Origin of the sequence: Hyphomonas sp. L-53-1-40 (assembly GCF_000682775.1) — a bacterium.
Lineage (GTDB): Bacteria > Pseudomonadota > Alphaproteobacteria > Caulobacterales > Hyphomonadaceae > Hyphomonas.
In genome coordinates this window covers 153517-175713 of the sequence record NZ_AWFI01000012.1, presented here as the reverse complement: position 1 = coordinate 175713, position 22197 = coordinate 153517, and the positions used below count along the sequence as shown (strand labels likewise).

Genomic DNA, 22197 nt, shown 5'->3' with positions numbered 1-22197 from the left:
CTAGACGTTGAAGCGAAACAGCATCACATCGCCATCCTGGACTATGTAATCCTTGCCTTCTGACCGCATCTTGCCGGCTTCTTTTGCGCCTGCTTCGCCGCCATGTTCGACATAGTCCTTGTAGGCAACGGTTTCGGCGCGGATAAAGCCTTTCTCGAAGTCACCATGGATAACCCCGGCGGCCTTGGGCGCACTCCACCCTTTCCGGATGGTCCAGGCGCGGGATTCCTTCGGTCCGACCGTGAAATAGGTCTGCAGGTCGAGAAGGTCGTATCCGGTATGGATCAGACGGGTCAGGCCCGGCTCTTCCAGTCCGAGCGTCTCAAGATATTCGCTGCGGTCCGGCTCATCCAACAGGGCGAGCTCGGCTTCAATTTGAGCTGAAATCACAACGCACGCAGCGCCTTCTTCAGTCGCGCGGGCCTCGACTCGACTGGAATATTCGTTACCTGTTGCGGCACTGTCCTCATCAACGTTCGCGACGAACAGAACCGGTTTCGAGGTCAAGAGCTGCAGCATGTTCCACGCTTTTGTGTCGTCTTTCGAGACAACAGCGCGTCGGGCCGGCCGACCTTCGTTCAGCTCGGCAAGTGCGAGATCAATCAAAGCGACCTGAGCCTTGGCTTCCTTGTCACCGGAATTGGCCTTTTTCACGACGCCGGCCTTGCGCTTTTCAAGGCTTTCCATGTCAGCCAGCATGAGTTCGGTCTCGACGACTTCGAAGTCGGCAATCGGGTCGACCTTCCCGCTGACATGAGTGATATCGTCATTCTCGAAGCAACGCAGGACATAGATGATTGCATCTGTTTCACGAATATTGGCGAGGAATTTGTTGCCAAGGCCTTCGCCCTGCGAAGCGCCTTCGACGAGGCCGGCAATGTCCACGAAGTTCATGCGCGCCGGGATGATCTCTTTCGAGCCCCCCACTTCGGCCAACTTCTCCAGTCGGGGCTCCGGTACGGCGACTTCGCCAACATTTGGCTCGATCGTGCAGAATGGATAGTTGGCTGCTTGTGCCGTCGCTGTCTGGGTGAGCGCATTGAAGAGTGTGGACTTGCCCACATTGGGAAGGCCTACGATGCCGCATTTGAAGCCCATACCGGTCTCCTGAGTAACTGGTTCGCCGCGCAAATAGCCGTATTCACAGCCGAAAAACAGACTGAAATATCGCCTGATAGCGGAATTGGGTGGAATATTAAGGGTCTATGGGTATGCTTGGCCCATTACTTCAAGAGGTAGCGCGCATATGGCGTACGATGTTTTCCTGGTATCGGCGATCGAAGATCGCGACATGGCGAAGTTGGTCGCACGTCGGCTGCGTTCGCTGAAGTTCAAGGTCTGGTTCGATCAAAAGCAGGTCGACAATACGTTCGATGCCAAGGATGCACGCAATGCGGGCAATTCCAAGCATATGCTTGTCATGTGGTCCGAACATGCAGTGAAGAGCGACTGGGTGCGTGCGGCGGCTTCTGTCGGGCATTCGCGGCCTGGCATGTTGGCCCAGGTCAGCGTCGACAAGACGATCCCTTACGAGCCGTTCAAAAGCGACAAACGTTTCTCAATTGAGGGCATGACGTCGCGCAAGACTCCTGAAGGCTTTTATAAACTGATCGAAGAGCTCGGCCAGCGCGATGGGCGCTCCGACCTTCGAGAGTGGATGGGGTATGGCTCGAAGGATGAAGAAGCGCGGGAAGACTGGCTCACGGCTCATCCGGACGACCCGCTTGCTATTGATGCAAAGAAGAAGCGTGAGAAGGCGATGGGTATCAAGCCTGCGCCAGCGGCCGAGACGGCCAGCGCAGCCGCCTTGGCAAAGGCTTCCGTCAAACCGCATGTCGCAAGTTCCGGTCCAGGCCAACGCCCAACAAGCTCAGCGGCGCCTGCCGCTTCAGATCCCTTGGGTATGGGATGGGGCACGATTGCCGCAGTTGGCGCAGCCGTGTTCGCTATGTTCTTCCTGAGCTGGATTTTCCGCTCTCAGACGATCACTGCTCCGGTCTATGCCGGTGCACCGGGTGTCGGAAATGCGTATGTCCTTCAGGAATCCTGTCCAGCAGGCCAGGTGCCGGCATCACTCATGAAAGTGCTCGAGCCGGGGCCGATTGTGAATGATACCGAAGATTCGGAACCTGAAAACTAGTTCAGGCGAAGACGGCGATGGTCTGTCGGCCGATCATGATAGGTTGGCCTGATGTATTCCACAACGTCATGGCTTGGCTGTTATAGCCATCCTTTGACGTGTCGGCGACATGCCGGGCCAAAAACCACCCCTCGTTCGTCTTGATGTCATCTGTCAGGAATTCTGCCATCCATGTCATGGAGCTGATACGGGCCTGTCCTGTCAGCATCGACATGGCCGCAGGCGGTGGTGCGTCTGCAAGTGCCAGCACGGAAACCGCGTCCGGCGGAACCGAGCCATCCTTGTGCCGCATCCAGAGAGACATGTCTGCGTCTGGCGCACCCGACATCGGGGGGCTTCCCTTCGCCAGCCGCATGTTGAAGTTGCGGGTGAAGGCAGGGCGCCTCGGTGACTCTCCGAAGAAAGATACGGTCTCGTTCGGGGAGGTAACTGCAGGTGCAGGAAGGTGTGCAAAGTTGAGCGACGACTCACGGTGTGCCCCAAAGGCAAAGATCGCCTCGGCAGCGACGCCGGTCTCGCCCATCATGCGCACGCTTGTAAATACGGTGTTCTTGCCTTCGCGCAGCAGGGTGGCGGTGCAAGCAACGTCACCTGACACAGGTCCAACAAATGCCACTTGCGCTGACCGGATCTGACGCCCACCAGAGGTCGGCATCGCGGCCTGTAGGCATAGCGCCGCTGTCAGCCCCCCATAGGTTGTGCGGCCCTGCATCCAGGTCTCCGGCACATGGAAAGACATGGCATGGTCGCCGGTCTGTTTGCCGCTGCGCATGAGGGTGGTGAAATCCATCAGTCTCTCCCTGACTACAGGGTGCCAATCTAGTCAGTTCTGGAAGGGAACCAACTCATGACGCCGGGGTATGCGAACAAAAAAGCGCCCCGGTATATCACCGGGACGCTCAATGTGTTCAATGAGGCGTAACCTAGTGCTGGCTCTCCGGTGTCGTGACTTTCAGGCCATCCAGATCTTCCGAAACGGTGATCTGGCAAGACAGGCGGGAATTTTCCTGAACATTTTCAGCAAAATCGAGCATGGATTTTTCCATTTCTTCCTGCTCGCCAACTTTGTCCATGAAGGCCTGGTCGACATATACGTGGCATGTGGCACACGCGCAGGCGCCGCCGCAATCGGCATCAATGCCTGGAATGGAGTTCTTGATAGCAGCTTCCATCACGGTCTCGCCGTTCTGGGCCTCCACAACGCGCTCCGTGCCGTCGTGGTCGATATAGGTAATTTTCGCCATGTGCGGGTTTCTCTCCTTCAAGCTGCCACTGCGTTAGTGGCAATCTCTTTCATTGTTATTGATGTGTCTGCAAGAATGTCAGCCGAAAGCTTGGCGCCTGACATGATGAGCTTCTTGGATGCGAGGAATTCGGGCGGACTGTTGATCGCATCCACTGCGATGAGCGTTCCATTCTTCAGGTAGAAGGCCGCAAACTTTCGATCCTCCGGTGAACCTCTCACCACGATCTCGTCATAGCCGGCGCTGAGCCCGGCGATCTGGAGCTTGAGGTCGTACTGGTCCGACCAGAACCAAGGGCAATCTTCATTCGGTCGCGGTTTGCCAAGAATGGCGGCGGCAGCGAGCTTGCCCTGCTCGATGGCATTGTGGACGCTTTCAAGCCGACCAGAGCGACCAAAATGCACCAGCGGCCGACTGGCGCAATCGCCTGCGGCAAAGATTCGTGGGTCGGATGTGCGCGCATCGCGATCAACAAGAATGCCATTATTGCAGGCAATTCCGGAATCTTTGGCGAGTGCTTCGTTTGGCAGGATACCGATGCCGACCAGAACAATGTCCGCATCGAGTTTGGTCCCATCGGTGAGCACGGCAGCGGTCACCGCGCCATCATTCCCTTCAAGCTTCGACAGGCTCGTCTCTGTGCGAATCTCAACGCCCTGGCGGCGATGCTCAGCCTCATAGAACTCGCTCATGACCGGGCTTGTAACTCTGGCTAGAACACGTGGTGCCATTTCCAGAACGGTCGTTTTCAGACCCATTTGCTGGGCGACGGCCGCTGCTTCAAGACCGATATAACCAGCTCCGATAATCACCATGGAGCGTCCGGCCACCATTTGCGGCCGGATCCGCTCGACATCGGCAAGACCGCGCAGCGCGTAGACATGCTCAAGCTCTGCACCGTCGATCGGCAGGGCGCGAGGGCGCGAACCCGTCGCGATGATCAGCGCGTCATATTCGAGGTGGCCACCATGTTCGAGATCCACTCTGCGTTCCGCCCGGTCGATGCTGGTTGCACGTGTCGAAAGGATCAATTCCACATTGTTGTCTTCGTACCAGGCGGCTGGTTTGAAGTAGAGGCGCTCCTCGGCGAACTCACCCTTCATATAGGCTTTTGACAATGGTGGGCGCTGGTAGGGCAGTGCCGGTTCTTCACCGACCAATGTCAATTCGCCCGTATAGCCACCCATGCGCAGGGATTGAATTGCTTGCGCCGCAGCTTGCCCAGCCCCAAGCACCACAATGCGTTTTGCGTCTGTCAAATCCAATGTGCTATTCCCGGTCTACGTAGGGTCAATTCGTGACGCCTGCGTCATTTTTAATGTTCTAGGCCAGTCTGCCTGCTACTGCAAGGCATGTCACCACGCGTTTTGCCGCAATTTGGTCAGGAAACGATGGTGTGTGAGGTCAGTCTTTTATATGCACATGATGATGAAATTGACCTACCGACTCGACAATGAAGCTCACACGCTCGCATTCGGCAATGCCATCGCCCCCTTGCTGAAGCCGGGCGATGTGATTGCCCTGCATGGCGGACTGGGCGTCGGGAAGACGACATTTACGCGAGGGCTGGTTCGGGCGCTCATACCGGATATCCAGGAAGTGCCGAGCCCGACATATACTCTGGTCCAAACCTACGAGGCTCCGGATTTTCCCGTCTGGCATTTTGACCTCTATCGGCTGGAATCGCCTGACGAGATGGCTGAGATTGGGTGGGACGAGACGCCGGAAGGCGTGGCGATTGTCGAGTGGCCGGAGAAAGGGGGAAAGCACCTACCTGCTTGGCGGCTGGACATCGTCTTTGACTTTGAAGGCGAACATCGGCTCGTATCCCTGGAACCCCATGGCGAAGATTGGCAGGCGCGCTGCAATGAATTTCAGTTCTAGTTCCCGCGACGCGCTGATCGCTGATTTTCTTGCGCGCCATCAATGGGATGGTGCAGACCTCAAGCCGTTGGGACAAGACGCATCCACGCGTCGGTATATCCGGATGGTGCGGACCGATGGTTCGACGGCGATGCTGATGGATGCTCCACGCATCGAAGCTGATCCGTGCCCACCGGATGCCGATGATGCCACGCGCAACGCGATGGGCTGGAATGCGCAGACGCGTTTGGCGGCCTCTCGTGTCGACGCCTTCGTCCTGATAGCTCACCATCTCAGATCACTCGGTTTTGAGGCGCCGGAAATCCTTGCGCATGATACTGAGGCCGGGTTGGCGATTCTGCAGGATTTCGGCGACGGTAAGGAACTGGCGCGGCAGATCGAGCAGGATCCGGCTTTGGAAGTGCCCGCCTACACGCTGGCCGCAGGCATGCTGGCCAGGCTTCATCAACACCCGATCCCCGACTCTGTAACCCATGAGGCCGAGCAATGGCCGATACTCGATTTTGATCGCCTCGCATTGTCCTCGAATGCTGACTTGTATGCGGACTGGTTGCCAGTGGAGGCGGGTGGCGCTGCGCTGACTGGACTTGCCCGCGCTAGATGGGAGTCCGAACGTGATGCCCTGATCGAACAGGCTATGGCATTCCCGCGTGTGTTCACTCTGCGTGACTACCATGCTGAGAACCTGCTCTGGTTGGGCGATGGCCGTATTGCGTTGCTCGATTTCCAGGATGCGGTGAAGGGATGGGATGCTTGGGATATGGCCATGCTGACCCAGGACGCGCGACGGGACGTTTCGCATGCGGCATCCGAAGCGGCGATCCGGCACTATCTCGACCAGACCGGCAAGACGCGTGAGGCTTTTAACGAGCGGCTCGCCGTGATTGGGGCTCTAAACGCGCTGCGTATCGCTGGTGTGTTCTCCCGGTTGCAGCATCGTGATGGCAAGGCTCGGTATGGCACATTCCAGCCGCGTCAGCTGAAACTGCTCGCCCGCAATCTGTCCCACCCCGCACTGGAGCCCATGGCGGCCTTTGTGCGGGAGACGACCCCCTTCGTGTTCAAGGAAAGCTGATGTCTTCAAATATTCCGCATACGGCGAGATGCGGCCGCTAACGGACACATGTCCGAAGCCCCTGATAGAAGTCGGTGGCAAGCGTCTGATGGATAGAATGACTGACCCCCTGATCGAAGCGGGCGTTCAGCGGATCGTGGTCAATGTCCATTGGCTCGCCGATCAGGTCGAAGATCATGTTTCGGGCATCAAGGGTGTGGACCTGATTGTGTCGGACGAGCGTGGCGAAGTGCTTGAAACAGGCGGCGCGCTGGTGAAAGCCGCGCCGATGCTTGGCGATGATCCCGTCTTCGTGGTCAACACAGATGCGTTCTGGGGTAAGGGTGATCCGACCCCTTTTCTCGATCTGGCCAGCGCATTTGATCCAGCGCAGATGGACGAGCTCCTCCTTCTCGCGGATACGCAGCGCAGCCTGGGATATGGGGGCGCCGGAGACTTTCTCCGTGCCGAGGATGGCAGCCTCAAGCGACGCGGTGAAAACCTGTCTGCCCCATGGGCCTATGCGGGAGTCCGCATCCTCAAGCCGCAAGCATTCTCAGGCCTCGCTGTGGAGCGCTTCTCGGTTGCTTGGCGAATTTGGGGGCCGCTTGTCGAATCCGGACGGTTGCACGGTCTGCCACTTGATGATTTCTGGCTGCATGTGGGTGATCCGGACGCCCTGAAAGATGCCGAAATGTGGTTACACTGCCATGGCGCGTGATCCGCACCTGTTTGGCACTGCCGCGCCAAGAGTCTGGTCCATCCCGCCGGGCGAAAACTTCCTGAAATGCCTCGCAGCGGAACTGGTTCGCGCGGTGGATTTGCAAAACATCCCGGATGCGTTGGCGGACGCCACCATTTATGTTCCAAACCGCCGGTCTGCGCGGGAATTGTCTGCCGCCCTTTTCCTCGCCGCGAACGATACTCCGATCTTGGCACCGGACATTCGGGCAATGGGCGACCTTGAAAGCGATGAGGCGCCACCCGTCGCGGAGTTCTCCGTCACCGACCTCCCGCCCGCTTTGGCGCCTGCCAGGCGGTTGGGGACGCTGGCTCGGTTGGTTCAGAAATTCTACCACGACAGTTCCGGCATGGATGTTCCGCCATCGTCGGCGCTTGCAGCCGCGAACGAACTGGCGCGATTGCTGGACCAGGCCCACCTCAGCCCCGGGGTTGACTGGAGTGGGTTGGCGGATCTGGCGAAAGACGCTGATCTTGCGCAGCACTGGGAGAATTCAGCCAAATTCCTCGAAATCATCACCGATGCCTGGCCGAAATGGCTGGACGAGCAGGGCGTGACCGACCCCCTGCAACGGCGATTGCTGGCAGCCGAGGCGACCGCAGAGGCTTGGCTGGCGCATCCACCCGAGGCACCGGTCATCATTGCCGGCTCGACCGGGGCGACGCCTGCTGGACGCGTGTTGATGAAAGCGGCGCTGCAATTGCCGATGGGGCTTATCGTTTTGCCTGGGCTCGATTCTGCCGCCTCGGAAGAGCATCGTGCCAGTATTCTCTCCGAGGTCGGACATCCGCAGAATACGTTGCTCAATACACTGGTCGCGCTCGAAATTGAGCCAGGGGCTGTTGCTGAATGGCCTGGCATCGAGATTGGCCCCAACCGCGACGCGCGCCGACGCATGATCATGGAGGCGCTCGCGCCCGCCGATGCCACAGCAGACTGGCGAGATACCCTCGATCAGCTTTCCGCCACTGCTGGCACCGATGTACCGAGTTTTGCAAGAGACGCGCTGGAGGGCCTGTCGCTCGTAGAGGCTGCGGACGAGTCTGCTGAAGCAAGTGCCATCGCTCTGATGATGCGCGAGACATTGGAAGCCAAGGACCGCACAGCAGCCCTCGTGACGCCGGATGCTGGTTTGGCGCGCCGGGCTTCCGCCCTGCTGAAGCGTTGGGACATCAGTGTGCCGCCATCGGCCGGTATTCCGGTTGGACGGACAGCGGCCGGTAGTTTCGTTGGACTCTGTGCGAAATGGGTGGTCGATCCGGGCGACCCGGTCCTGATCGTGGCGGTGTTAACGCATGAACTGGCCGCGCCAGTCGCTGATCTCGCTGATCTCGAGCTTCATTTCCTGAGAGGTCCGCGGCGATGGAAATCGCTTCAGGAACTCGTCGAGAGCATTCGCACTCGAGATGTGATCGAACCCTATCCGCAATTCGGGCCGGATGATCAGATCAGGGGGATCACACTCGTCGAATCCCTGATTGCCCGGTTCGAGCATGCCAATGCGGACCTTAGCCAGATTGAAGAAGTCACCGGTGACGACGCCATTCAGCGTATCGCAGCCTTGGCGGAATCGGTCAGCGAGACGCCGATGCCTTGGGCGGGGGAAGATGGCGCTGCCACGAGCCGCTTGCTCGAATTCGTGCGCGAGGTCTCTGCATCCCTTGGGCCGATGCGACCGGCCGCGCTCGCTGATCTCGTCAATGCGCAGGCGTCCCAGATGACTGTCAGTTTTGGTGAAGTCGAGCATCCGCAACTCTCAATCTGGGGACCGCTGGAAGCGCGACTCCAGTCTGCAGACCGAGTGATCCTTGCCGGACTTAATGAGGACGTTTGGCCAAAGCGCCCGGCGCCTGACGCTTTCCTGCCCCGGCATTTCCGTGCGCGCCTCGGCCTTGGTGATCCTGAAGAACGCATGGGACTTGCCGCACACGACTTTGCCCAACTTGCCTGCGCGCCGGATGTCACGCTGGTTTACGCCTCACGGCGAAATGATGCACCGGCAGTTGCGTCGCGCTGGGTCTGGCGGCTGAAGACGCTCGCGGAAGGCGCACTGGAAAATCAGGCTGCAGATCACTTTGCGCCGACGGCTTTTGATCCGGTCAAGCTGGTGGAGGCTCTAAAACTGAACGAGGTAAATGCGTTTGCGGATTTTACCGCTGAGCCGACCCCCTCCGCGCGGCCTGAAGGCTGGCCCTCGCGCTTGTCCGCCACGCGCGTTGACCTGTTGCAGCGCGATCCCTATGCGCTCTGGGCTGAACAGGTGCTGGGCCTCTCGTCAATCGATGCGCTGAATGGTGAACTCGGCCCTGCGCCGCGTGGGACCGCAATTCACAGGGCGCTAGAACTGTTCGAGGAAGACGGAAAACCAAAGACGGCCGATCAATTGATGGCCCTGCTCAGGCAGGAATTGCTGCGTGTGGGCGAACCTGGTGACGCATGGGCTGCGCGTGAGGCCGTGTGGCGGCGTACGGTAGACTGGTTCATGATCTGGCGTAGTCAGCGTGATACGTCGGGCGGCAAATTGAAGCAGGAAGTCAAAGGTTCCATTGAGTACAGCGTCGCCGGTCACCCGTTCACTTTGTCGGCGACCGCTGACCGGATAGAGCAAACGTCCAGGGGCGATCTTGTCATTGTGGACTTCAAGACGGGCAGTCCGCCGCGCGACAAGGAAGTGGCCACAGGGCTTAGCCAGCAAATGCCTTTGCAGGCCCTCATTGCACAGAAGGGTGGCTATGACGGCGTGCCATCGGCACGAGTTGACCAGTTGCACTATGTGGCCTTCAAGGCGAAGCCGGAAGCATTCAGCGTGGGGGGCAAGCACAACCTCCCGATAGAACCTGCCGACATGGCGGCGATGGCTGAAGAGGGCCTGTTGCGCCTGATTGAAGCCTATCGCGAACCCAGCTCGAAATTCCTGTCTGCGCCGCGGGTGAAATTCGTTAAATACGACAATGGCTACAATCTCCTGGCCCGCCGTGCCGAATGGGCAGGTGATACTGAAGACGGGGAGGGCGGGGATGCCTGACGTGAAGACGCCCATTGCTCCGCCGGATACGGAGGACTATCGTCACGCGAGCACTGCCCAGCTCGTTTCGGCCGATCCGGCGCGTCCGGTTTTCGTTATGGCAAATGCGGGTAGCGGCAAGACAAAAGTCCTGATTGATCGCGTCGCCCGCCTGTTGCTGCGCCGCGAAGATGGTCGCGTAGGCGCCGCGCCGGACTCGATCCTGTGCATAACTTACACCAAGGCCGCCGCAAACGAGATGTTGTCGCGTCTGTTTCGAACGCTCGGAAAATGGTCGATCATGCGCGATGACAAGTTGCGCGAGGAATTGTCCCGCCTGGAGGGGCGACCGAAAGACGCCTACAAAACAGATGATCTGAGAGCAGCCCGCGCCCTCTTCGCTCGCGCGCTCGAAACACCGGGCGGCCTCCGGATCGAAACAATCCATGCTTTCTGCGCCCGCATCTTGCGGCGCTTCCCGTTGGAGGCCGGCGTGCTACCCGGCTTCGCAGAGATTGAGGAAGATGAGGCTCAGGCAATTTGGCAAGCCGTTCGTGCGCAAGCGGTGCTGAACGCAAGTGAGGTGGCTCCTGAAGCTCTGAACGTATTGGCGCTGGAAGGGGGGCATGATGGCGCGGACGTTGCGTTGAATGCCATGCGGTTCCAGATGAGCGCCTATCTTGATTTCGCTGAAACGCATGCATTCGATCAGGCTGCAATGCGTGCTGCTCTCATTGAGGGGCTCAACGCTCCTGAAGCGAGCCCTGCAGAAATTCTCGAGCTGGAAATGGGCTCGCAGATGCCGGTTGGTGCACTGCGAGAGGCCCTGATCAGTCTTCGTGCCTCGGGTAAGCGTGACGATACCCGTACGGTCAATGCCGTAGAGGCGGCGCTTTACGAAGAAGACCCGGGCCGCCGGTGGGGCTGTTACAAGGGTGCCTTCTTCGGCGCTCAGGGCAACGCATACAAATCCCTTTACAATGCAGAGGCGGGTAAGGATGCCAATGTGGTCGCGCTGTTCGCGACCAAGGATGAAATTGGGTCAGAAGTGGCGCGCGTTGAGGCGCTCGCGGCGAAGTTGAAGCTGGCCGAGACCGTAGAGCGCACCTCCGCTCTGTTGGAAGTCGGGCTGGATGCGCTGGTCGCATACCAGGAAGAGAAGCGTCGTCGCGGCGCGCTCGATTTCGATGACCTTATCCGCAAGACACGTGACTTGCTCACCCGGACCGGCATGTCCGACTGGGTACTTTACAAACTGGACGGAGGAATCAGTCACATACTGCTTGATGAAGCACAGGATACCAGCCCAGAACAATGGCAGCTGATCAATGCGTTGACGGAAGAATTCACCGCGGGCATCGGCGCCGAACGCCAACAGGACCCGCGTACCTTGTTCGTGGTGGGGGATGAGAAACAGTCTATCTATTCCTTCCAGGGCGCAGAGCCTGCCCAGCTTCGTGCGCAGGAGCAGGCCTATATCCAGAAGGATCCGGCGGCCCTGTCCCAAACCATGGAAATGTCGTTCCGGTCATCGCCGGAAATTCTCGGCTTCGTCGACGCGGTCTGGAACTCGGCCCCGCCGGTCGACATCGCATCTGGCGCACAACCTCCGCTGACGGCGGATGAGGTGACACATACGGCTCGTCGCGCGAACCAGCCAGGCCTGGTGGAGCTCTGGCCGGTGGATGAGCGTGACGAGGACGAAGACGCTGATGCGTGGTCACGACCCGTAAATGCGCTGCGTTCAAGTTCTCCAAAGGCGCAGCTTGCAAGCCGACTTGCAAAACAGTTGAAAGCCATGGTGGATCGGGGCGAGACCGTATGGGAGGAATTGCCGACACGGGACTGGCAGCGCCGGGCCATGAAGCCTGAGGATATTCTGATCTTGGTGCGTAGTCGGACGGGTGGACTCTTCGATGCAATGATTTCAGCGCTCAAGTCCGAAGGTCTCCCGGTTGCTGGGGCCGACCGGTTGAAGCTCACCGACCATATTGCAGTACAGGATTGCCTGAACTTGATGCGGTTTGCGCTCCTGCCAGAGCGTGATCTGACACTGGCCGAAATCCTGCGCGGGCCTTTCGTGGGACTGGTGGACGATGATCGGTATCTGTACCGGCTTGCGAGCAAGCGCGGGAAGGGCGAGACGCTCTGGTCGCACGTTCGCGCGAGTGACGATCCCGATGTGCAGGCTGCCGAAAGATTTTTGTCAGGCCTGCTGGAGCGTCGCCATGAGCCGCCATACGAATTTCTCTCGCGGGTGCTGGATGTGCCGGGGGCAGACGATTTGACGGGTTGGGACAAGATCAATGCACGGCTTGGTACGCCGGCTCATGATCCAGTCGAGGCACTGCTTTCCCGCGCTCAAGGCTTTGATGCGACGGAGCCGTCTTCACTGCAGGCCTTCGTTGCAGAGATGGAGTCGAAGCTTGTCGAGATCAAACGAGATCTCGCCGCGCCTGAAGGAAAGGTCAGGGTGATGACGGTGCATGGTGCCAAGGGGCTTCAGGCTCCGGTCGTCGTGTTGCCCGATACGACCGCTGGGCCGAAGTCTGTTTCATCTGCCATGTTCACCGTCAGCGACATGCCGATCTGGTCTCCTCGCAAGGACAGCGACATCCCCGCTGCAGAGCATGAGCGTGCTGTTGCGAATGCAAAGTCGGAAGAAGAGTTTCGCCGGCTCCTCTATGTTGCGCTGACCCGCGCGCAGGACCGGTTGATCATTGCCGGTCATTGGCATGGTGCGCGCCCGCCCGGCTATCATGACCGGAGCTGGTACGCATTGTGTAGTGCAGCCATGAGCCGGTTTGCTGAAGAGGCTGATGAGGATGGCATCCGCAGGTTTGGACGGGTGCCTCCGAAAGACCGGGATGTATTCGAAGAATCCAAAGCGCATTCAGCGCTGCCAGACTGGGTGTTTACGCCACCCCGTCAGGCCGAACGCCAGCGCAGGTTCGGCGCGCCGTCCAGCCTGCTTGGCCGCAAGACACCGGTCCTTGCGCCTTTCAGCCAGACGCGGCAGGCGCGCCTGCGCCGCGGCAGAATCATTCATTCCTTGCTGGAATACTTGCCGGCGCTGGACCCTACCGCGCGCCAGGCGGCCGCGGATAGGTACCTGTCCCGCCTATCCGACCTCACAGATTCTGATCGCCACGAAATGAACGCTGCGGTCTTTGGCATTCTGGACGCGCCAGACATGCAGCGTCTCTTCCGGCCCGGCGGGCGCGCGGAGGCTGCGATTGTCGGTTCGGCGCCTGAGCTGCCGGACGGGCTGATCATCAATGGCCGGGTCGACCGGCTGGTGGTGACGGATGACGAAGTGCTGATTGTCGATTTCAAGACCGATCAGCCTGCGCCTGACAGTCCGGACGGTGTAGCAGAAACGTATCGTGCCCAGATGGCGGCTTATTGGGCTGTTCTGAGGCGGGCCTATCCCGGACGGACGGTGCGCACGGCGCTTTGCTGGACTGACGGTCCACGCCTGATGTTCTTGCCTGAGGAGATGCTATTAGAAGCTCTAAAGGGTGCGCAGAGCCCGGTTTGACTTCCCAATAGAGTTCCTATGTATGTTCCAAGTGAAACAGAAAGCATGAAGGAGCCACGCTATGGCAGCGGTGAATGTTACCGACGATGAATTTGACGGCCTGATCGGCGATTCCGATTTGCCGGTGGTTGTGGACTTCTGGGCTGAGTGGTGCGGCCCATGTAAGCAGATGTCGCCGCACATTGATGCGGTGTCCGAAGAGCTGGCAGGCCAGATCAAGGTCGCCAAGATCGACGTGGACGAGAACCCAATCGCGCCTTCGAAGTATGGAGTTCGGGGTATGCCGACTCTCATGATCTTCAAGGATGGCAAAGTTGCCGCGACGCACCTGGGCGCGATGAGCAAACAGGCCATCTCTGACTGGATCAAGCAAAGCGTCTAAAACGTCTTGCTAAGTAGATATTGAAGAAACGCAGGCAGCGATGTCGGCGTTTTTTTATGCAGCTTGCGTGGTCAGGGCGATGAAGACGTCTTCAAGGTCAGGTGCTTCTGTAACCAGGTCGCCAATTCCGATTCCGTTTGAGCGTACAGTCTCCAGCAACCTGCCGATACCGGTTTCGCTTGACCGGAACGTAATGGCGAGATCGCCATCGGGGCGCAACAATGCATCCATATCCGACAGGGCAGCGGGTACGGTCGCAAGCGGTTCCTTCGGCGTAATCACCAGCGTCTTGTAGTCGAGGCGGGAAAGTAGTTGTGGGGTCGGCTCGCAAGCAACAATTTCACCATGGTTCACGATGGCGATTGAATCACACAGCTCCTCGGCCTCTTCCAGATAATGAGTCGTCAGGATGATCGTCGTGCCTTTGTCGTGAAGTTCCCGCACATAGGTCCAGAGAGACCTGCGCAGTTCCACATCGACACCCGCTGTTGGCTCGTCGAGAATCAGGACGGGGGGATTGTGGACGAGAGCCTTGGCTACCATCAGGCGACGTTTCATGCCGCCCGACAATTGGCGCACATAGGCATCCTTCTTGTCATCGAGCCCGACGGCTGTGAGGATTTCAAGGCTGCGGCGCTCCGATTTCGGCACGCCGTAAAAACCAGCCATCAATTCAAGCATTTCCAAAGGCGTGAAGAAGGGATCGGCAACGATTTCCTGATTGACCACTCCGATGGCTGCCCGACTCTGGCGTGGATATTTGTCGATATCCAGCCCCCAAATGCTCGCCGAACCCGACGTCTTGTTCACAAGGCCAGCCAGAATGTTGATAAAGGTCGATTTTCCCGCACCGTTCGGACCAAGCAGTCCGAAGATAGAGCCACGCGGAATCTCCAGATTCAGGCCCTTTAGCGCATGCTTTTCGGGCATCTTGCCAGATGCGCGATAGATTTTGTTGAGGTCTTTGACTTCAATGGCGAAGTCAGGGGCAGGTTTGCTGGACGACATGTGGGGGCCTTTTCACTCTGTCCATTCGATCTTGCGCCGATGGGCGGTGCAATCTAGGTAGGACCATGTGGCACCGGTAACAACCATGCCGACGAAATTGCAGATGGAATTACAAGTCATGTCCACGAAACGCGATGTGTTCGACCCGCCGGAAATCTCAATGGTGACGAGCCATAGGGTCTCGTGTAATGGCGGCGGCGGCGCCCTCGGACATCCGCGCGTTTGGTACGAAATGGGCGACGAGGATTTCGTCGAGTGCAAATATTGTGACCGGCGATTCGTTCTGATCGGCGGCAAGCAAGACCCTTCACGGGCGCGATGATTGCGGCCGGATGATGTGTGAGGTGTCCGAATGCGCGTCCTGATAGCAGGCGGAGGCATTGGGGGCCTGACCGCCGCTCTGGCGCTCGATCATTTTGGACACGAGGTTTTCGTTTTCGAACAGTCCAGCGTGCTGGATGAAGTCGGCGCGGGTATCCAGCTCAGCCCCAATGGCATGCAGGTGCTCAATCAGCTGGGAGTATCCGCCCGCATTCTCAAGGATGCGTTCCGTCCCAAGGCTCTGGAAATGCGGATGGGCCGCAGCGGTCGTCGGCTGTTCGACATTCCACTCCGAAAGTCGGCGATCAATCGCTGGGGCGCTGATTACCTCCATGTCCACCGCGCGGATCTGATCCAGGCCCTTTACGACGCGTTGGCCGCACGCCGTCCGGAAACGGTCAGTCTTGGTCGGAAAATTGTTTCCTATCAGAAGGATGAGACTGGCGTTCGCGCGACATTGGGCACTGGCGAAACGGTTGAGGGGGATCTCCTTGTCGGCGCAGACGGTATTCATTCTGCCGTCCGGGCTCAGATGCTCGGCACGGAAGCGCCTCGATATACTGGCATGACGGCGTGGCGGGCCGTGTCGGCGGTCTCGGACCTGACCGAAATCCCGCCTCCAACGGCCACAGTGTGGACCGGGTCTCGCAGACATGCGGGAGGCGGCAGCCTCGCCAATTTCGTTGGCGTGGTGGAGCGCAAAGCAAAGCATCTGGAATCATGGACCGCTAAAGGATCGCGAGAGGATGCGCTCGCTGATTTCAAGGGATGGCACACATCTGTCACCGGCATCGTCGAACACGCGCCGGTGCTGCATCGCTGGGCGCTGTTTGACCGGGACGAGTTACCGCGTTGGTCCGACGGGCGCGTGGTATTGATGGGGGATGCCTGTCATCCGATGTTGCCGTTCCTTGCACAAGGCGCCGTGATGGCGATTGAGGATGCCTATGTGCTTGCCAGGGAAGTTTCGTCCGAAGCAGACCTGCCAGGCGCCCTCAAGACCTACGAGGCCTGTCGCAAACCGCGCACCAGCAGGGTTCAAGCGGGCGCGAGAGAGAATGCGAGCCTTTTCCATCGCAGCAATCCAATAACCCAATTGTCCACATACGGTCCCATGTGGGTGGCTGGCCGCATGATGAAGGGCTTCATTCATTTGCGGAATGATTGGCTGTACGGGCACGATGTCACGCTGGGCTGAGCGGCGCACGGCTTGTCAGTTCGCTGGGAAGAGGGCATTCAGATGTTTCATTTGAAACAATATTCGAGTCCCTATGCTCTCAGTTCTCGACCTATTCCGCGTGGGGATTGGCCCATCCAGTTCCCATACAGTTGGGCCCATCCGGATTGCGGCGCGTTTCTCTGATGGACTTGAGAAGGCGGGGAATCTCTCGCAAGTTCGGCGGGTCGAGGTGGAGCTCCAGGGCTCCTTGGCGCTGACGGGAGAGGGGCATGCAACGCCGAAAGCGGTTTTGCTTGGGCTCGCCGGGTTTGCGCCAGAGACTTTGGATCCGGACGTGGCGGATGCTGCTGTCTCAGAGATCAAATCCAGCCACAATCTCTTCCTAACCGGTACGCACCAGATCATATTTGATCCGGATAAGGATATCGTATTTGCATATGGAGTTATCCCCAGCTTACATCCCAACGGGATGCGGTTGAGGGCGTTCGGCCCAGCAGGCGAAATTTTGTCCGATGAGACGTGGTACTCCACAGGTGGGGGGTTCATTGCGTCGCAGCGCCAGCTTGAAAAGCCGCTTGAAGACGATCTCATCCAGACTCAAGTCGACGTGCCTTACCCTTACACGTCTGCTGCCGAATTGATCATGATGTGTTCGCAGAACGATCTCACGATCGAGCAACTCGTTCTCGCCAACGAAGATTCCTTGCGGCCGCGGTCTGAAACGTTTGAAGCGCTCGACCGCATCTCTGACGTTATGACAAAATGCATTGAGCGGGGCCTGTCGCAGACGGGAACGCTACCGGGCAAACTGAATGTCAAACGCCGTGCTGCATCACTCTGGGCGAAACTCGCCAAAGATCATGCTTCAAACGAACGCGAGCAATTGTTTGACTGGCTCAACGTATATGCCATGGCGGTGAATGAGGAAAACGCGTCGGGTGGCCAAGTGGTCACCGCGCCAACAAATGGCGCCGCTGGCATTATACCCTCTGTGATCCGCCATTATTGCAGCGATACAGACGATGCGCGTGACCGTACACGCAAATTCCTGCTTACCGCGGGCGCGATCGGCATTCTCTACAAGCAGCGGGCGTCTATCTCAGGTGCCGAGATGGGATGTCAGGGTGAAGTTGGTGTGGCTTGTTCTATGGCGGCTGGCGGTCTCGCCGCCGTTTGGGGGGCGGTTCCCCAGCAAGTGTCCAATGCAGCGGAAATCGGCATGGAGCACAATCTCGGCCTGACATGTGACCCTGTAGGTGGGCTTGTCCAGATACCTTGCATTGAGCGCAATGCCATCGGCGCTGTGAAAGCCGTCAATGCGGCGCGGCTCGCCCTGCATTCAACAGGGCATTCGCATGTGTCCCTGGACCAGGTCATTGAAACGATGAGACAAACCGGTCTCGACATGTCTTCGAAATACAAGGAAACCAGTCAGGGCGGATTGGCCGTCAATGTCGTGGAGTGCTGATGACGCAAGTCAACAATCTCGGATCGCTACTGATCAGCCTGCGGGAGCAGACATCGGGAGAGAAGGTTACTGTCGGAGCCATGCTTGATGCGGTCGGACGACGGTCTTACGGACCGCTGTTATTGCTTCTGGGCTTTGTGTCGATCAGCCCGTTGACCATCATCCCGGGCGCAAACTGGCTCGTCGCCCTGATCATTCTCATAATCGCGGGTCAAATCGTCCTGGGCCTGAAATATCCATGGGTACCGCGGCGCATTCTGGATTTCGAGTTTCCGCGATCGGCGCTGATCCTGGGCGTGGAACAGGCCCATCCTTATGTTTGCCAGGTCGACCGGTTCCTGAAACCGCGACTAGCGTTTCTTACAGAACCGCCCTTCGTTCAGCTGGTTGCGTTGATCTGTATTGCAGCAGCGCTGGTATCGTTTCCGCTCGGTTTGATCCCGTTTGGCCCCGTATTGCCGGGGCTGACAGTCTTGCTGTTCGGGTTGGCGCTTACAGCGCGCGACGGATTTGTGCTGATTCTGGCGGGGCTCGGGCTCGCCAGCAGCTGTTATGTCGTGATCAGGTTGTGGGAACGGCTGATTGGTTAGGTAGGCGCAGGCACGGGACCTGAGCGTCGTTCTGCTTGGTTTGGGGAAGGTGGCTCCGCGAGTAGGACTCGAACCTACGACCGGGCGATTAACAGTCGCCTGCTCTACCAACTGAGCTATCGCGGAACAGCCGGAGACGGGTGAATAGCAGACCCGAATACCCGTTCAAGCCCCCACATGCTGCGAAGTCATAAAAACTTGCAGATTCCGCAAAAAAAAGGCGGGAGACAAGCTCCCGCCGAGGCGTTGGGTGATGGTGGGTGTCTCCAAGAGAAGACGAGTACACAATCCCTCAAATTGGTTAACGGGCTGTAAACGGTTTGCGAATGTGGGAGGGAAAATTGGCCTGGTTGCGTTTACCACTCCGAAATCATGGGCGTCGGGGTGTTAGTGCACCTGTGGGCGCGCCGGTCAGGCGTGTGGCGGATAGGAGTGGTTGTTTGAAAGTCTGGAGGCTCCGGCCGGAATCGAACCGGCGTACACGGATTTGCAATCCGCTGCGTAACCACTCCGCCACAGAGCCGTCCCAGAAGGCGCGTCACTTAGCAACGAACTTCGTAGCTTGCAATCTGTCCTTTTCATGCGGCGTGCGTTTATCGCGCATTGCGCCCTCGAAAACCCATGTTAAAGGGCAGAGAAACCGCGCTATAACAAAGCCCGAGAGGGAATCGAGATGAATTACGACAAAGCCCGTGAGATCATGGTCGACACGCAAGTGCGCCCGAATGATGTCTCTGACCCTCACATCGTCTCAGCTTTCCTGAAAACGCCTCGCGAAGCCTTTGTGCCGACATCGCGCAAATCGGTGGCCTATTCCGAACTGGAAATCGAGACATCCGAGGGCCGTGCCCTCTGGACGCCGCGCGATACGGGAAAATTGGTCAAGCTGGCCGACATCAAACCATCCGACATTGTGCTCGTGATTGGTGCTGGCTCTGGCTACGAGGTGGCGCTTATCAGTCATTTGGCCGAAACCGTTATCGCGCTCGACGATACCGATGCGCGCGTGGACGCCATGTCAGAGCGCTTTGCAGCGCTTGGGATCGATCAGGCGGTTGCCGTCGAAGGTGATCTCGCTGCAGGATTGCCTGACCAGGCGCCTTTCGACGTTATCTATGTCTGCGGCATGGTCGAAACACTTCCAGAAGCTTGGACTTCGCAGTTGGCTGAGGGCGGTCGACTGGCCGTCGTGACGCTCGAGCGGGAAGGGCTTGGGCGCGGCAAGGTTTACACGCGCGCAGGCGACACCGTATCGGCCCGCGAAGGATTCGACGCTTTTCCACCAAAATTCCCTGCATTCGACCGCAAGAAGTCATTTGTCTTCTGACAAGCGACAGGCCGCGACAATTTGTTAAGACTCCAGAAAAGTGAACAGTGTTCACTAATGCGATCAGAACCCTTATATTAGGGATCAAGCATATAAGGGGCTCAGTCGGTCTGGGTCTCAAGGAGCGCCGCATGAATTTCCACCGATCCCTCGCTGTCAGCCTTCTTGCCGTTGGCCTCAGCGGGATGACCGCAGCCCAAGCAGAAACACTTGCCGACGCCATTGATGCAGCGCTCGCAACCAATCCGGGGCTGCAATCTCAACGAGTTGAGACCGATATTGCTCGTGAGAGCGTGGAACAGGCCCGCTCACAGGGGCGCACCACAGTCGATCTGTCCGGGAGTGCGGGCTACCAGTACACAGATTCAAACGCCGCTTTTGCGTCGCTCTCCGGCACGAATGGCGACCGTCCGATTGCCAGCGCCCAGATTCAGGCTGCCAAACCCATTTATACCGGAGGACGTATCAATGCTGGCATCCGTCAGGCAAAGGCCGGCGTGGACGCCGCTGAATCGCAATATGATGCCGCCGTCCAGGATCTCATCCTTCAGGTCATAACGGCCTATGTCGATGTGCGCAGCGACCTCGAAACCGTTTCGATTCGCGAAAACAATGTCGAAGTGACCGGTGAGCAGGTCCGTGCGGCGTCTGACCGGTTCGACGTGGGCGTGGTGACGCGGACCGATGTTTCGTTGTCTCAAGCTCGCCTCGAGGGCGCGCGCGCCGCTCTGGCAGGCGCCGAAGCAGTTCTCGAAGCAGATATTGCAAATTATCAGTTCCTCACCGGTCTTGCGCCGGTCGATCTCGCGCCGCCGCCGCCGCTGCCGCCCCTTCCGGCCTCGCTGGACGAAGCAGTCCAGATCGCGCTCGACACGAATCCGGACCTGATCGCCGCCCGCCATGCTGAACGTGCGGCTCGCGAGGCAATCGACGTTGCCCGCGGTCAGTACAAGCCTCAGATCAGCATCGTGGGCACTGCGGCGCGCCAGGAAACCTATAATGACTTCACTCAGCGCGATTCGAGCGTCTCAGCTGTGGCCCAAGGCACCGTCCCGTTGCTTTCCGGCGGCCTGATCAAAAGCCAGGTGAAATCAGCCAAGCTGCAGCGCGCTCAGGCTCAGCGCCAGATCGATACACTCCAACGCAGCATTCGCGCTCAGATCGCACAATCCTGGTTCGCTTATGAAGCTTCCTTGCGCTCCATTTCGGCCTCCGAGCGTCAGGTCGACGCAGCCCAGATCGCGTATGATGGTGCCACGGAAGAGCTGGCGGTGGGCATTCGTACCACGCTGGATGTGTTGGACCAGGAACAGCAATTGTTCGAAGCCCGGCTTGCCCTCGTGCAGGCCGAGCGGGACTCCTATGTCGCCGCTCACAATCTCCTGCGCGCGACCGGACAATTGTCTCCGAACATGCTGGTTCTGGATGGCGCGGGCTGAGACTCGCGTTAACGACGATAAACGGTTGTTAACACAATCCCCGTAGCGGTTAATGCATAGGGATTCGCACTGCACCAAATATCGAGGGGCTGGCCATGGCCAATGAAGCACACAAAGAACCGACGATGGAGGAAATCCTCGCGTCGATTCGCAAGATCATCTCAGATGATGACACGGCTCCACAGGCGGAAGAATCGGCGCACGCCGAAGAGACTCCCGCGCCTGTCGAGGCTGAAGCCTCATTCGATGAGGATGATCTGCACGACATCGATGATGTCATGTTCGAGGACGAACCGGCAGCGGACGAGGCTTCTGCCGAAGAGGTTGTAGCTGACGAAGACGCCTTTGAGGTGGAATTCGAGCAATTTGACTCCAGCGCCGACGAAGTCAGCGAGCCGCCAAGCTTCGAAGAAATGCTCGGTGCGGCGCGCGCGGTCGTGGCGGCCCCCAAGGCTGAAGAGGCTGAGGAAGTCGTCGAAGAAGTATTCCCCGAAGCGCTCGTTGAAGAAATCGCTCCGGATCCCGAACCAGAACTTGAACCTGAACCCGCTGCCCCCGAACCGGTGGCTGCATCCGTATCCGTGGAGGAAGACATGGCGGCTACCGCACGTTACCAGCAAACAGTCCTGACCGATGACCAGACAGCCGATGTGGCAGCTGGTGCACTTGGCAAACTCATTTCCAAAATGGACATGGGCGGCGACAATACGATCGAGGGCCTCGTGCGCGAGATGCTCAAGCCGATGATGAAGGACTGGCTCGATGCCAACCTGGCAAAGATCGTCGAGGAAAAGGTCGAGGCCGAAGTACAGCGCATTGCCCGCATGGCGCGCTAGCCTCTCCTGACAAATACGTTATAGGGAAGGGCGCGCC

19 protein-coding genes and 2 tRNA genes are annotated in these 22197 nt (G+C 58.6%); 14 read left to right on the top strand and 7 right to left on the bottom strand.

All coding sequences use genetic code 11. From position 1 onward, the window contains the following. A complete protein-coding gene (gene ychF / locus L53_RS06740) occupies positions 1-1098 on the bottom strand; it encodes a redox-regulated ATPase YchF (protein ID WP_034813485.1) in 1098 nt (365 codons plus the stop codon). Positions 1099-1246: 148 nt separating this feature from the next. Here ychF and L53_RS06735 point away from each other — a divergent pair, with 148 nt between their 5' ends. Next, complete coding sequence (locus L53_RS06735) at positions 1247-2140, top strand: toll/interleukin-1 receptor domain-containing protein (RefSeq protein WP_034813483.1); 894 nt, start codon at positions 1247-1249, stop codon at positions 2138-2140. Position 2141: 1 nt separating this feature from the next. Here L53_RS06735 and L53_RS06730 read toward each other — a convergent pair whose 3' ends face one another. From L53_RS06730 to L53_RS06720, 3 genes are all read right to left on the bottom strand, one after another. Next, positions 2142-2930, bottom strand: a complete 789-nt coding sequence (locus L53_RS06730) for a thioesterase family protein (RefSeq protein WP_051607677.1) — start codon at positions 2928-2930, stop codon at positions 2142-2144. A gap of 133 nt (positions 2931-3063) precedes the next feature. Continuing rightward, a complete protein-coding gene (locus tag L53_RS06725; protein WP_034813477.1) occupies positions 3064-3384 on the bottom strand; it encodes a 2Fe-2S iron-sulfur cluster-binding protein in 321 nt (106 codons plus the stop codon). A 17-nt stretch (positions 3385-3401) separates the two neighbouring features. Next, on the bottom strand, positions 3402-4649 hold the full coding sequence (locus L53_RS06720; RefSeq protein WP_084333193.1) for an NAD(P)/FAD-dependent oxidoreductase: 1248 nt from the start codon (positions 4647-4649) through the stop codon (positions 3402-3404). A gap of 163 nt (positions 4650-4812) precedes the next feature. On the opposite strand from L53_RS06720, the gene tsaE reads away from it, so the two are divergent. The 6 genes from tsaE (at position 4813) to trxA (ending at position 13991) form a co-directional block, all read left to right on the top strand. Continuing rightward, positions 4813-5268 carry a tRNA (adenosine(37)-N6)-threonylcarbamoyltransferase complex ATPase subunit type 1 TsaE gene (gene tsaE / locus L53_RS06715; protein ID WP_034814257.1) on the top strand — a complete coding sequence of 152 codons (456 nt, stop codon included), beginning with the start codon at positions 4813-4815 and terminating at the stop codon, positions 5266-5268. Continuing rightward, positions 5252-6343: an aminoglycoside phosphotransferase family protein gene (locus L53_RS06710; protein WP_034813473.1), complete on the top strand. Its 1092-nt coding sequence runs from the start codon at positions 5252-5254 to the stop codon at positions 6341-6343. The genes tsaE and L53_RS06710 overlap by 17 nt, the downstream gene beginning before the upstream one ends. A 28-nt stretch (positions 6344-6371) precedes the next feature. Continuing rightward, a complete protein-coding gene (locus L53_RS06705; RefSeq protein ID WP_034813470.1) occupies positions 6372-7043 on the top strand; it encodes a nucleotidyltransferase family protein in 672 nt (223 codons plus the stop codon). Further along, complete coding sequence (gene addB / locus L53_RS06700; protein ID WP_051607676.1) at positions 7033-10089, top strand: double-strand break repair protein AddB; 3057 nt, start codon at positions 7033-7035, stop codon at positions 10087-10089. Before L53_RS06705 ends, addB begins: the two co-directional genes overlap by 11 nt. Further along, positions 10082-13609 carry a double-strand break repair helicase AddA gene (gene addA / locus L53_RS06695; protein WP_051607675.1) on the top strand — a complete coding sequence of 1176 codons (3528 nt, stop codon included), beginning with the start codon at positions 10082-10084 and terminating at the stop codon, positions 13607-13609. Before addB ends, addA begins: the two co-directional genes overlap by 8 nt. A gap of 61 nt (positions 13610-13670) precedes the next feature. Then, positions 13671-13991 (top strand): thioredoxin, encoded by a 321-nt coding sequence (trxA, locus tag L53_RS06690; protein ID WP_034813468.1) that lies wholly within the window; start codon positions 13671-13673, stop codon positions 13989-13991. 54 nt (positions 13992-14045) lie between these two features. On the opposite strand, the gene L53_RS06685 is transcribed toward trxA, so the two are convergent. Continuing rightward, the gene (locus L53_RS06685) at positions 14046-14999 is read right to left on the bottom strand and encodes an ABC transporter ATP-binding protein (protein WP_034813467.1); all 954 of its coding nucleotides are present in this window, start codon (positions 14997-14999) and stop codon (positions 14046-14048) included. 118 nt (positions 15000-15117) lie between these two features. On the opposite strand from L53_RS06685, the gene L53_RS06680 reads away from it, so the two are divergent. From L53_RS06680 to L53_RS06665, 4 genes are all read left to right on the top strand, one after another. Then, positions 15118-15321 carry a zinc-finger domain-containing protein gene (locus L53_RS06680; protein ID WP_034813464.1) on the top strand — a complete coding sequence of 68 codons (204 nt, stop codon included), beginning with the start codon at positions 15118-15120 and terminating at the stop codon, positions 15319-15321. Positions 15322-15351: 30 nt separating this feature from the next. Further along, positions 15352-16518 (top strand): FAD-dependent monooxygenase, encoded by a 1167-nt coding sequence (locus L53_RS06675; RefSeq protein WP_034813459.1) that lies wholly within the window; start codon positions 15352-15354, stop codon positions 16516-16518. Between the two features lie 73 nt (positions 16519-16591). Further along, positions 16592-17968 carry an L-serine ammonia-lyase gene (locus tag L53_RS06670; RefSeq protein ID WP_034813456.1) on the top strand — a complete coding sequence of 459 codons (1377 nt, stop codon included), beginning with the start codon at positions 16592-16594 and terminating at the stop codon, positions 17966-17968. After that, positions 17968-18558, top strand: coding sequence for an exopolysaccharide biosynthesis protein (locus tag L53_RS06665; RefSeq protein ID WP_034813453.1), 591 nt, complete (start codon positions 17968-17970; stop codon positions 18556-18558). Before L53_RS06670 ends, L53_RS06665 begins: the two co-directional genes overlap by 1 nt. Positions 18559-18608: 50 nt before the next feature. Here the strand turns inward: L53_RS06665 and L53_RS06660 are convergent. After that, a tRNA-Asn gene (locus L53_RS06660) sits at positions 18609-18684 on the bottom strand. Positions 18685-19007: 323 nt separating this feature from the next. Then, positions 19008-19081: transfer RNA gene (locus L53_RS06655), tRNA-Cys, on the bottom strand. 150 nt (positions 19082-19231) lie between these two features. Here L53_RS06655 and L53_RS06650 point away from each other — a divergent pair. From L53_RS06650 to L53_RS06640, 3 genes are all read left to right on the top strand, one after another. After that, positions 19232-19885 carry a protein-L-isoaspartate O-methyltransferase gene (locus tag L53_RS06650; RefSeq protein ID WP_034813450.1) on the top strand — a complete coding sequence of 218 codons (654 nt, stop codon included), beginning with the start codon at positions 19232-19234 and terminating at the stop codon, positions 19883-19885. A 131-nt stretch (positions 19886-20016) separates the two neighbouring features. Then, positions 20017-21324 carry a TolC family outer membrane protein gene (locus L53_RS06645; protein WP_051607674.1) on the top strand — a complete coding sequence of 436 codons (1308 nt, stop codon included), beginning with the start codon at positions 20017-20019 and terminating at the stop codon, positions 21322-21324. Between the two features lie 95 nt (positions 21325-21419). Continuing rightward, entirely contained in the window at positions 21420-22160 is a 741-nt protein-coding gene (locus L53_RS06640) for a DUF2497 domain-containing protein (RefSeq protein ID WP_034813447.1), read from the top strand. Positions 22161-22197 lie beyond the last annotated feature (37 nt).